This window comes from Bacillota bacterium LX-D (assembly GCA_031628995.1).
GTDB lineage: Bacteria > Bacillota > DUOV01 > DUOV01 > Zhaonellaceae > JAVLUO01.
Genome location: JAVLUO010000010.1, coordinates 71,792 through 83,798 on the forward strand (window position 1 = coordinate 71,792; position 12,007 = coordinate 83,798).

Genomic DNA, 12,007 nt, shown 5'->3' on the forward strand with positions numbered 1-12,007 from the left:
AGTAGAGGGAAGTGTGGAAAATGTTGCTAAAAGAAGGTCAGGTAAGGATACCGTCAGGTTGTGCTATTTCCGGAATCTTTAGTAAGAAAGGCAGAAGGCTGCGAGGAGATAAAATTGTTAAATCCATATCGGTTATGCACGATCGCTCAAACGGTTTAGGAGGTGGATTTGCCGGCTACGGCATTTACCCCGAATATAGTGATTTGTATGCGCTCCATGTATTTTTTGATAGTAATGAGTCTAGGGAAGAAACGGAAAGGTTTATTAACAGATATTTTGATGTAATTAACTTAAGCCGTATTCCGACGCAAAAACATCCCCGAATAACTGATGCACCTCTAATCTGGAGATATTTTGTTGCTCCTTTGCATGGAAAACTGGAGGAAAGTCAGTTACAAGAAAAAGAATATGTGGCAAGGTGTGTCATTAAAATCAATACCCAAATTGATGGCGCCTATGTCTTTTCCAGTGGAAAAAATATGGGCGTTTTTAAAGCCGTAGGCTTTCCGGAAGATGTTGGAGCTTTTTATCGATTAGAGGAGTATGCCGGCTACTGTTGGACGGCCCATGGCAGATACCCTACAAATACCCCTGGTTGGTGGGGAGGTGCTCATCCCTTTTCCCTTTTAGATTATACCATAGTGCATAATGGGGAAATATCATCCTATGATGCAAACCGCCGTTTTATAGAGATGTTTGGTTATAAGTGTACTCTCCTGACGGATACGGAAGTCATAACTTATATTTTTGATTACTTGAACCGTCGTCAGGGGTTAAACCTTATTGACATAGCATCCATTATTGCTGCTCCCTTTTGGGATGAAATCGACAGGATGCCCAAAGAAAGCAGAGAAAAATTCTCTGCCTTAAGAACCATTTATGCAAGCTTGCTGATTACAGGTCCTTTTTCAATTATTTTAGGCTATGAAGGCGGAATGATGGCGTTAAACGATAGACTAAAACTTCGCTCAATGGTGGCAGCAGAAAAGGACGATCTGGTACTGGTGGCAAGTGAAGAATGTGCTATTCGAATTATTTGCCCTGAGGTAGATAAAATCTGGAGTCCAAAGGGAGGAGAGCCTGTGATCGCATCACTTTCAGGAGGGAAAGCAAATGGGAATTAATTATCTAACACCGCAATTTGAAGTTGTGCGGAAGGAAAAGAAATGTATTAAATGCCGCGTCTGTGAAAGACAGTGTGCCAATGATGTCCATAGTTATGACGCTGAAACTAATGAAATGGTGGCAGATGATAGTAAATGTGTTTGTTGTCATAGATGTGTAGCCCTTTGCCCTACTCAGGCCTTAAGGATTAGAAAATATCAGCATGAATTTCGTGAAAACCCAAACTGGACTAAACAGGCCATTACTGAAATCTATAAACAAGCTGATAGCGGAGGAGTACTGCTATCTTCCATGGGTACTCCTGCAGCTCATCCAATTTATTGGGACAGACTGTTGATTAATGCCAGTCAGGTAACTAATCCTTCCATTGACCCTTTAAGAGAGCCTATGGAGACACGGGTATATTTAGGTGCTAAGCCTGAAAAGTTAGCTTTTAACAGCGATGGAACCTTACAAGAAAAGCTGCCTCCTCATTTATTTTTAAATGTGCCGATTATGTTTTCAGCCATGTCCTATGGTTCTATTAGCCGCAACGCCCACGAAAGTATTGCTAGGGCTGCAGAAGAATTAGGCACATTTTATAACACTGGGGAGGGCGGCCTGCACAAAGATTTTTATAAATATAGCAGTAATACAATTGTGCAGGTAGCTTCGGGAAGGTTTGGAGTTCATAAAGGATATTTAGATGCCGGTGCAGCTATTGAAATTAAAATGGGACAGGGTGCAAAGCCTGGCATTGGCGGCCATTTACCAGGTGAAAAAGTTGGAGAAGACGTTTCCAAAACTAGGATGATACCTCTAGGCTCCGATGCAATTTCACCAGCCCCGCACCATGATATTTACTCTATTGAGGATTTGCGACAGCTGGTTTACTCACTAAAAGAAGCTACAAATTACAAAAAACCTATTATTGTCAAAGTGGCTGCAGTCAACAATGTAGCTGCTATCGCCTCTGGAATTGCCCGCTCTGGTGCAGATATTATTGCCATTGATGGGTACAGAGGTGGAACCGGTGCTGCTCCTACTAGAATCAGAGACAATGTAGGTATCCCAATTGAGTTTGCTTTAGCCTCCGTAGATCAGAGATTAAGAGATGAAGGCATTAGAAATAAAGTTTCTTTGGTTATTGGAGGAAGTATTCGCAATAGCGCTGACATTGTTAAAGCCATTGCTCTAGGGGCTGATGCAGTGTACATTGGTACGGCCGCTTTAATTGCATTAGGCTGCCATGTTTGCAGAAGCTGCCACTCTGGTAAATGCAACTGGGGCATTGCCACTCAGCGCCCGGACTTAGTTAAAAGGTTAAATCCCGATATTGGGTATAAACGTTTGGTCAACCTAGTCAGTGCTTGGGACCATGAAATTAAGGAAATGCTGGGAGGCATGGGGATTAATGCTATTGAAAGCTTAAGAGGCAATCGCCTTATGCTGCGGGGCATTGAACTAAATCAGAAGGAATTGGAAATACTCGGCGTGCAACACGCCGGTGAATAAAGGGCGGTGTGGATATGGAGAAGATATACGTAAATGAAGATCGGTGTATTGGCTGCCACCTTTGTGAGTATTATTGTGCTTTTGCCCATAGCGGCAAAACAGATATGGTTAAAGCTTTTGCCGCCGGACAAAAACCATCACCTAGATTAGTAATTGAAGAGCAGGATAATATTAGCTTTGCAGTTTCCTGCAGACATTGTACAGATCCCTTATGCGTGAAATCTTGCTTGACAGGAGCAATGGAAATTAACGAAGAAGGAAAAGTATTTGTAGATGAAACAAGATGCGTGGGCTGCAACACTTGTATTCTAGTCTGCCCTTATGGTGCTATTTTACCAGGAGACGGCAAAGTGGTTAAAAAATGTGACTTGTGCACTAGTTTTGGCAAACCAATCTGTGCTGAGAAGTGTCCAAATTTGGCAATTGTATATGAGGAAAGGGGGGAAGTCTAGTGCATTATGTGATTATTGGCAACTCAGCAGCTGCTATAGGGTGTGTAGATGGTTTAAGATCCATTGATAAATCATCTTCTATAACAATTGTTTCAGCAGAAAAATACCATACTTATTCCCGCCCGCTGATTTCATATTGGTTAAACGGTAAAGTGGATACGGATAAGATGTATTACCGCAAAGAGAATTATTACCAACAAAATGGCTGTACCACAATTTTAGGTAAAAAAGCTGTGGAAATAGATGCTGATAAGAAAGAAATTAAGCTGGAAGATCAGCAATGTTTAAAATATGACAAATTGTTAGTTGCAACAGGTTCTAAGCCGGTAATTCCACCAATTGAAGGTTTAGACAGTGTAAAAAACCTCTTTACGTTTTTTACCTGGGACAGCGCGCAAGACCTGAAAAAGGCTGTAGGAAAAGATTCCAGAGTACTGATTCTCGGCGCCGGATTAATCGGCTTAAAAGCTGCGGAAGGTCTGCGTGATTTGTGTAAAAAAGTTACTGTAGTTGACTTGGCCAACCGGATTTTACCCAGCATTTTAGATTTGGACGGAGCTGAGTACGTAGAAAAGCATTTGGAGGAGCAGGGAATCAGTATTGTCTTAAACGACGCTGCCGTAAAATTTGCTCAAGATACTGCAACCTTAAAAACAGGGAAAGAAATTGAGTTCGACATTTTGGTAGTAGCAGTTGGCGTGGAACCAAATACTATTCTGCTGCAAAATGCAGGGGCTTTGGTAAAAAGAGGGATTTGGGTCGATCCACAGCAAAAAACCTCTCTGCCTGACATTTTTGCTGCCGGGGATTGCGTAGAGAGTTATGATATTTCCTCCCATGAGTCGAAAGTACTAGCGCTGCTGCCCAATGCCTATATGCAAGGTCAAATTGCCGGTATGAATATGGCAGGGAAAGATGAAAAGTATACAAAGGCCATCCCTATGAATGCAATTAGTTTCTTTGGCCTGCCGATGATAACGGCAGGCTCCCTCCAAGGCAAGGAGCTAGTTGCTAAGGGACAAAATTACTACAAAAAATTAGTTTACGCCGATGGCTTATTAAAAGGCTATATTTTAATTGGTAATATTGAGAGAGCAGGAATTTATACTTCTTTAATTAGAGAACAGATCCCCTTGAAAAAGATAAATTTCGATTTGCTTAGTATAAAACCACAGCTGCTTGTTTTTGATGAGAGAACTAGAAAAGAAAAATTAGCTGGAGGTGATAAAAAATGATTATAACTGCGGGTGAAATTTATTACTCCGAACTTAATAGACAGATAAAAGAAAGTTCCGACCATGAGATTACTTTAAAAAATGTACTGGGGCAAAGATACATTGGGTGCGGCTGTATGGATAAAAACATTGAAATTCATGGCACTTCTGGAAATGCTTTAGGTGCGTACATGAGCGGAGGAAGTATTGAAGTCTTTGGAAATGCCCAAGATGCAACTGGGGATACAATGAATGATGGCCAAATTATTATCCACGGCAATTGCGGCGATGCAACGGGCTATGGAATGAGAGGCGGAGAAATTTATATCCAAGGCAACGCAGGCTACCGGGTTGGCATCCATATGAAAGAATATCAAGACATTAAGCCTGTTTTAGTTATTGGAGGAAAGACTGGAGATTTCTTAGGAGAGTATCAAGCAGGAGGAATTATTCTTGTTTTAGGATTAAACGAGGACAGAGGAAACCCTGTAGGAAACTTTTGCGGTACGGGGATGCATGGAGGCACAATTTATATCAGAAGTGATAGTCCTCCTGCCAATTTGCCTAAGCAGGTAAATGTTTGCGATGTGTCGAATAAGGATTTGGAAATAATTAAAAAGTATGTGCGAAAATATTGTGAATTTTTTAACGTAGCGGAGAGTAAAGTGTTACCATCTAAATTTATTAAATTAGTAGCCAATACTAAAAATCCTTATAAGCAATTGTATACACACAACTAGGCTGCATATACTTTTAAAAATGGCTTAAATTAGACCGAAAGGGGTGTCTGAATATGCCGAATTCAAAAGAAGATGTTTTACAAATAGTTAAGGAAAATGATGTAAAATTTATTAGATTGCAGTTTACCGATATTTTAGGACGAATGAAAAATATCGCCATTACTGCACAGCAGCTTCCTAAAGCATTTGAGCAAGGAGTCATTTTTGATGCCTCTTCCGTAGCTGGTTTTACTGGAGTAGAAACTTCAGATATGTACCTTTTTCCAGATCCTACAACAATTTCTATTATGCCTTGGCGGCCTCAACATGGAAAGGTTGCCAGAATAATTTCTGATATTAAAAACCCAGATGGTTCATATTTTGCAGGAGATCCAAGGTACATTTTAAAGAGAATGGCCCAAAAGGCCAAGGACTTGGGTTATACCTTTAACGTAGGTCCTGAATGCGAATTCTTTCTCTTTCATACTGATGCTGAAGGCAGGCCTACAACGAAGACTCATGATACAGCCAGCTATTTCGATTTGGCACCAATCGACCTAGGAGAGAATGCCCGTCGGGAAATATGTATGGTTCTCGAAGATATGGGCTTTGAAATTGAGGCTTCTCACCATGAAAACGCCGCTGGACAGCATGAAATTGATTTTAGATATGATGATGTCTTAACATCTGCTGATAATATTATGACCTTTAAAATGGTTGTGAAAGTCATTGCCCAGCGTAATGGGCTCCATGCTACTTTTATGCCTAAACCTTTGCAGAATGCCAGTGGTTCAGGTATGCATATTAATATGTCTTTATCTAAAGAAGGGAAGAACTTGTTTGAAGCAGGGGATGATAACCAAGATATTTCCGCTGCTGCCAAAGCTTTTTCCGCTGGGGTATTAGAGCATATAAAAGGCATAACAGCTCTGGCCAACCCGCTGGTAAATTCTTACAAAAGATTAGTTCCTGGCTTTGAAGCACCTGTGCATATTGCCTGGTCTCATATGAATAGAAGCCCATTATTACGCATTCCGGCAGTAACTGGTGAGGCAACTAGGATCGAACTTAGAAGCCCTGACCCTGCTTGTAATCCGTACCTTACTTTAGCTGTAATCTTAGCAGCAGGTTTGGATGGAATGGAAAAGGGGTTAACACTGCCGCCTGCTGTAGATGTTAACATTTATGATTTATCCGCTAAAGAAGAACAGTCTTTAGGATTAGAAAAGCTTCCCTCTAACTTGCTTTTGGCTTTAGAGGAAATGAAAAAGGACGATTTAATTAGACAAGTACTAGGTGAACACACTTTCCATAAGTATATAGCAGTTAAAGAAAAAGAATGGGCAGCATATGATAACCACGTACATCCTTGGGAAACTGACAGTTACCTTACCGCATACTAAGTTTCTTTTTGCCGAAACCCTGTTCAAATGGAGGTGGTGCCTATGATTTCAGGGAGCGTTTTAGTAGTATGCGGTAAAGCCGAATATGGAGACGAAATTGCCGCGTTAATGCTGCACCAAGGATTTAGTTCTGCAGAGAGTGCTCTATCGGCTAACGAAGCTAGAAGAAAATTAAATTCTCTTGAACCTGATTTACTCATAGTAAATACACCTCTACCAGATGAACAGGGGAAGGATTTTATTCTCGATATTGCAGAAAAGACTGATGCAGGAATTCTGGTATTGGCTAAACATGAATATTTAGACGAAATGCAGGATGAGCTGGAAAAGGTGGGAGCACTGATTCTTCCCAAACCTATTTCTAGAATAATTCTAGCTCAAACAGCTCGTTTTGCCGACAATATGCGCAAATCAATCATTGGATTAAAAAACCAAAGAGATGATCTGCAGAAAAAGATGGATGAACGGAAAGTAATTGAAAAAGCTAAATGGCTCCTGGTGGAGAAACTTAGCATGACAGAGCCCCAGGCAAATAGATATATTCAAAAAAGAGCAATGGATTTAAGATTAAGCCAATTTAAAGTAGCCCGGGAAATAGTTCATAATTATGAATAAAAGGTAGTATTATGCGAACTACTATTTTTAAGAATAACGCCGCACAGTGAAATTAAATTGTGCAGCGTTTTTTAAATTTGAAAATTAAAAAACAATATGCTATGGTAGTAAGAAAAAGAGGGTGGATTTTTTCCGGCTGTTGCAGAAAATGAAATTATGGCCATCTAGAAATGGAATTATGTATGGAATTAAGTCCATAGTGGAAAAAGGAAGCTGTGCTGAAATTACAACTCATTGTAATAAAACATTTATGGTGCCGAACTCCAAAAACAGCCGGGCAGCTAGATAGCTGCGTAATAAATGGATGGCAGGTACTTGCCCTAAATGTAAAATACCTGCTTGGAAGATGGAAAAGTATTCAACGACTGTTTTTACTCAAAATTATGGTTCCCAGCTGAATGAAAAGAAGGAAAGTTAGGTGTATTGTTAATGCCTGAAAAAAAGATAAAGGTAGTTTCTGAAAACCGCAAGGCCAGGCATGAATATTTTATCGAAGAAACTTATGAAACAGGATTGTCTTTAACGGGGACGGAAGTTAAATCTTTGCGGGCAGGTAAAGCCAATTTACAGGATAGTTTTGCCCGCATAGAAAATAACGAGGTTTTTATTTATAACATGCATATTAGTCCTTATGAACAAGGCAACCGTTTTAACCATGATCCCAAAAGAACCAGAAAACTATTAATGCATAAAAGCGAGATCAGACGCTTAATCGGTAAAACTAAGGAAAAAGGTTTAACTTTAGTGCCTTTGAAGATATATTTCAATCCTCGAGGAAAAGCTAAACTGGAGTTGGCCCTAGCCAAAGGTAAAAAACTCTACGACAAAAGAGAAGCTATGGCAGCCCTGGATGCTAACCGGGAAATTGCTAGAACATTGCGGGATAGGGAAAAAGGAATATAAATGATATCGTCTATACTTTAGTATAGATTATTTTGCAATTTTGTTCTACATGTGCTACAATAATATAGCTTAGGATAATTAAATATGGGGGCGTACTGGTTTCGACGGGGGTCGTATTGGCATGAGTAGCCAGGCGGGGTTCCATTAGCCCGTAATACGGTGGACCTTAAATTAAACGCAAAAGATAATTACGCTTTAGCTGCCTAAGGCAGCCTAACCTCTTACCTACTGTTCCTGCGGTGTAGGATAAGGGGACAACTTAGCAGGATACTCTAAATCAACTGTCTGCTAGATTTAGGGGAACTTAAGCGGACTAGCTCAACAGAAATCCTGTTCCTGGGAGTTCCAAGGGCGAATTTTAAAACAGGAACTATCCTGGTAGAAGCTCATGTGGGTATACTTTCGGACAGGGGTTCGATCAACAAATAGGTCGCCCTGCACGGTGACGTGCAGGTGAAAACCTGGCTTTATCGGTGAAAGCTCAGCGCATAATGGCGGTGCCAATACCGAGTGGTATGTGGGGTAACCCAACAGCCACGTATCGACTCATAGGCTGCCGTTAGTGGCAGTACTAGGATGCGTTAATACGCATAATACGCCAGGGGGCTTGGAAAACCAAGTCCAAGATATAGTCAGCGCCGGTATGAAAGTGCTGGATCACGTGTCCCCTCGCCTCCACCATTTACATTTATATGTAAAAAAGAGGATAAGGTTTATGTCCACCTTATCCTCATAAACTTATACGGATTCTACATAAGTGTTAATGATTGTTTTTAAATCATTAGCACTTTTATTATTTATAGCTGTTATGTCTTTAATGAGATATTGTTCTATGAGTTTTCACCTCCTCTTTATCCAAGGGCAGTACAGTCCTCGGTAAAAATCCATCACCGTGCCTGTAGACAGAGGGGAGTAAATAACCTTGTAAAGTGAAGGATTTAGGCTTAAAGCAAAGTTTCTAAGAGCAGAGGTTTTACCGGCACCAGGCACGCCTGCTACTACACCAATACCCCTTGAGTCTTTAAGGTAATTAAGCCGTGCGAAGGCTAGTGGAGGATGGAATATTAACGATTTCCAACTGTCTTTATCAAACGGAAATGTAATTTTATCTAATAGTGGCAATGGAGAATCAAATACCTTTAGTTATACATCTCCATCTACATGGAAACCAGTATTAGAAACATCACCAACATTATACGTAGGTGCAATACAGAAATGTACAATTAAAAGAATTACCGGATCTAGCTGGAGTTTTAGTTTTAATAATGGTTGCTAAAACTATCTTCTTAAAATATAATTATAGTAGCAATTAGAAGGCAAGGTGATGCTATGAAACAATTTTTAATAGGGACTGCTATATTGGTTTTAGTTTTAGTGATTTCGCTTATTAAAAAAGATATTAACTTAGCATTTAACCTATTGTCTATTATAAGTATAGCTGGAATAATATTTCAGGATTATTTTTGGGTGTTTTTAACAGTGGAGATAGAATAAGAGCAAATACTTCCAACGAAACACAAGAAGATAAATCCTTTAGAAATAAAACAGCAGCATCTATCTTTATTTTTTCTTTACCAAGTATAATTGGCTCCATTATTTTGTATTTATAATGTTTTAGGTATTACTAACGGAAAAATCAAATACACAAAATAATTAACACTCCCATGCAGGCAGCTTCTTCCCGGCATCTTAAGCATCTTCGAGTAAACGAAATTATATGTAAGCCTCTCTATCCATTTATCTTAGAGGATTGACTTATCTACTTCATCGTAAAAGGATAAGACATTCATTTCATGTTCTTTCTTTGCTTCTAGATTTTCGCCATGCCCCACTCCTGGTATCAGAACCTGTTTAGCGCCAGGTATTAAATCTGCCATAGCTTTTTGAAGTTCTGGCCTTGTTAAAACATCGGCATCGCCGCCAATTACCAGTGTGAGGCAGTTTATTTTGTCCAAATAAGGTCTGTTATCTAAATCAAAAAGCCCTTGTAATATTCTTATCATTCTTTCGGGATTTTTAGGTTTAGGAATAAGATGTATAAGTGGAAAAGCCCATTTATATTTTCCATAATATTTTGGGGTAAAGGTTTTAACTATACTATCGACATACAGCTTATACCATTTCCAATTCTTACACCAATCCACCCATTGGAGGAGAATTTTATTAAACTTTTCGTCTACATGGGCCATTGTCTCTCCCAATACAAGACTTCTTATTCTCTTAGGATAGTCAATTGCAATCCATTGTCCTATAGGCCCACCCGCCGAATTCGTTTCAATATGTGCCCTATCAATCTTAAGTTCATCCATAGCCCAAACATAATCCTTTGCCAAGTCTCTTACTGTGAATCCCTGTGGAATAGGCTCCCTTCTACTCATGATGATAAGTCTATGATTATTTGCATAGGTCTTAAACATCTTTGCTAGAAGATAGGGAAAAGGAATTTTGCCTACAGTATAAAGACCGTCTTCTGCACCGGGTATAAAAATTATGGGAGTCCCGTCTCCCAATAGATCAACGTATTCAATAACTGCATTATCAATAGTTATTAGTGTTGATGACTTATATTTTGGTGTAAGCAAATACATCACCCATCCGATTCTTTTTTATATTCAACCTCAACACCTAATTTTATAAATGTCAGCGAATAATAGGAAAGGTTAAAAAAACTACTGTCTGTTACGGTAGGGTTTTTACTAGTAAAGGCTAACTTTATTTCCGCATAAAGAAACGGTGGGCCGGCTAATGTCATGCGCCCTCAGGTTTTTCACTTCCGCGCTTATAGCATTCTTTGTCCTCACGGGCTCCGGGATTATCCAATATGACTATTATTGGAGCATTGGGATTGCCTTCACCCCATATAACCCGGGACCTTTGGCAATGTAATTCACACTTTTGACAGTTTGCTACATCTACTGGCGCAGCTTTTTCCAGCCAGATGATAGGTAAAAATGTTGACTCCATCGCAACTGCGCTCCCTAACAATTTAAGTGGCTTTAAAATTTAATTATCTATAGTTTCCCGCTCAAGAAAGAAAAATATGAGGTTAGCCCCAATTGGCGTGGCTATTTAGTTTGGCTTTGGTTAAGGATAATTTTATGCTGCAAGCGGTTTTATTGCTGCCAAGAGAGCAAACTGATTCTTGCTGCAGTCAAAAAATGGTTTAAGGAAATAGGGTCTATCTCTCCAGTAGTTTTTGACTTTTTTCCTCTTTAGGATAAACTAGTAGTTAGTATAAATAAATTGTTGATGGAGGGTAGTTATGCTGGATGCAGGCATTCTTTTTATACTGGCTGGATTAGCTGAAATTGGCGGTGGCTACTTAGTATGGCTTTGGTTAAGGGAAAGTAAACCTATTTGGTTCGGAGTGTTAGGTGCACTAATACTTGTCCTTTATGGAGTTATTCCAACTATGCAGAAGTTCCCCAGCTTTGGTAGAGTTTACGCCGCTTACGGAGGAATTTTTATAATTTTATCGGTGCTGTGGGGATGGTTAATTGACCGAAAGACACCGGATATTTATGATTGGATTGGGGCTATAATTTGTATTATAGGTGTTTCAGTAATGCTCTGGGTACCGCGGCAGTAATTAACTTGTTAATAGACAGCGGTTGCCTGTACTTCCTCTGGGCAATTATTTATTTCTGGTTTTCCTTGGATTAATTCTAGGTATCTTAAGAGTTTCATTTAATTCTGCCCTGGTTAAACTCAGGAAGCATATAAATTGCATGAAGAGTGTTTGCTTAGAGTAAGATCTTCAGTCTATATGGGAGCATCTAAAAGAAGATTATTCAGATAAAAAAGCCATTGACAAATAGTATGAGAATGTACTATACTAAACAAGCGTCAGCGGTACAAGCATAGCAGAGCGTAAATGAAAGAACAAAAACAAAAGGAAGAGCTAAGCTAAAAGGAAGTAAATACCATTGACTGACACCGATAAACATGATAGAATAATCATTGTCGTCGCCTGAGGGCGGCAGCAAAAGAAAAGCAACAACAAAGAGAGAACAGGTCTTTGAGAACTGAACAGTGGAAAAACATGCCCGATTCATTAAAGACAAAAAGCAAGAAATGAATCG

At 39.6% G+C, this 12,007-nt stretch carries 12 protein-coding genes, 1 other RNA gene and 2 pseudogenes; 11 read left to right on the forward strand and 4 right to left on the reverse strand.

Annotated features, from left to right (window positions below; translation table 11 throughout):
• Positions 1 to 20 precede the first annotated feature (20 nt).
• From RDV78_09170 to ssrA, 10 genes and pseudogenes are all read left to right on the forward strand, one after another.
• Positions 21 to 1,124 carry a glutamine amidotransferase family protein gene (locus RDV78_09170; GenBank protein MDS1030636.1) on the forward strand — a complete coding sequence of 368 codons (1,104 nt, stop codon included), beginning with the start codon at positions 21 to 23 and terminating at the stop codon, positions 1,122 to 1,124.
• Positions 1,114 to 2,619, forward strand: coding sequence for a glutamate synthase-related protein (locus tag RDV78_09175; protein MDS1030637.1), 1,506 nt, complete (start codon positions 1,114 to 1,116; stop codon positions 2,617 to 2,619). The genes RDV78_09170 and RDV78_09175 overlap by 11 nt, the downstream gene beginning before the upstream one ends.
• Positions 2,620 to 2,633: 14 nt before the next feature.
• Complete coding sequence (locus tag RDV78_09180; GenBank protein MDS1030638.1) at positions 2,634 to 3,071, forward strand: 4Fe-4S dicluster domain-containing protein; 438 nt, start codon at positions 2,634 to 2,636, stop codon at positions 3,069 to 3,071.
• A complete protein-coding gene (locus tag RDV78_09185; protein ID MDS1030639.1) occupies positions 3,071 to 4,306 on the forward strand; it encodes an FAD-dependent oxidoreductase in 1,236 nt (411 codons plus the stop codon). The genes RDV78_09180 and RDV78_09185 overlap by 1 nt, the downstream gene beginning before the upstream one ends.
• The gene (locus tag RDV78_09190) at positions 4,303 to 5,025 is read left to right on the forward strand and encodes a glutamate synthase (protein ID MDS1030640.1); all 723 of its coding nucleotides are present in this window, start codon (positions 4,303 to 4,305) and stop codon (positions 5,023 to 5,025) included. The genes RDV78_09185 and RDV78_09190 overlap by 4 nt, the downstream gene beginning before the upstream one ends.
• A gap of 53 nt (positions 5,026 to 5,078) precedes the next feature.
• Positions 5,079 to 6,407, forward strand: coding sequence for a type I glutamate--ammonia ligase (glnA, locus tag RDV78_09195; protein ID MDS1030641.1), 1,329 nt, complete (start codon positions 5,079 to 5,081; stop codon positions 6,405 to 6,407).
• 42 nt (positions 6,408 to 6,449) lie between these two features.
• Positions 6,450 to 7,022, forward strand: coding sequence for an ANTAR domain-containing protein (locus tag RDV78_09200; protein ID MDS1030642.1), 573 nt, complete (start codon positions 6,450 to 6,452; stop codon positions 7,020 to 7,022).
• A 94-nt stretch (positions 7,023 to 7,116) separates the two neighbouring features.
• A pseudogene (gene pylSn, locus RDV78_09205) lies at positions 7,117 to 7,440 on the forward strand (pyrrolysine--tRNA(Pyl) ligase small subunit).
• Positions 7,441 to 7,451: 11 nt separating this feature from the next.
• Positions 7,452 to 7,925 (forward strand): SsrA-binding protein SmpB, encoded by a 474-nt coding sequence (gene smpB, locus RDV78_09210; GenBank protein ID MDS1030643.1) that lies wholly within the window; start codon positions 7,452 to 7,454, stop codon positions 7,923 to 7,925.
• A 94-nt stretch (positions 7,926 to 8,019) separates the two neighbouring features.
• Positions 8,020 to 8,346, forward strand: a transfer-messenger RNA (tmRNA) gene (gene ssrA, locus RDV78_09215).
• Between the two features lie 446 nt (positions 8,347 to 8,792).
• Here ssrA and RDV78_09220 read toward each other — a convergent pair.
• The 3 genes and pseudogenes from RDV78_09220 to RDV78_09230 all read right to left on the reverse strand — a co-directional run bounded on the left by RDV78_09220 (position 8,793) and on the right by RDV78_09230 (position 10,889).
• A pseudogene (locus RDV78_09220) lies at positions 8,793 to 8,960 on the reverse strand (AAA family ATPase).
• A gap of 707 nt (positions 8,961 to 9,667) precedes the next feature.
• Entirely contained in the window at positions 9,668 to 10,507 is an 840-nt protein-coding gene (locus RDV78_09225; protein MDS1030644.1) for an alpha/beta hydrolase, read from the reverse strand.
• Positions 10,508 to 10,673: 166 nt separating this feature from the next.
• On the reverse strand, positions 10,674 to 10,889 hold the full coding sequence (locus tag RDV78_09230) for a hypothetical protein (GenBank protein MDS1030645.1): 216 nt from the start codon (positions 10,887 to 10,889) through the stop codon (positions 10,674 to 10,676).
• A 298-nt stretch (positions 10,890 to 11,187) separates the two neighbouring features.
• On the opposite strand from RDV78_09230, the gene RDV78_09235 reads away from it, so the two are divergent.
• A complete protein-coding gene (locus RDV78_09235) occupies positions 11,188 to 11,514 on the forward strand; it encodes a YnfA family protein (GenBank protein ID MDS1030646.1) in 327 nt (108 codons plus the stop codon).
• 241 nt (positions 11,515 to 11,755) lie between these two features.
• On the opposite strand, the gene RDV78_09240 is transcribed toward RDV78_09235, so the two are convergent.
• On the reverse strand, positions 11,756 to 12,007 hold a 252-nt coding region (locus tag RDV78_09240), incomplete at its 5' end, for a hypothetical protein (protein ID MDS1030647.1).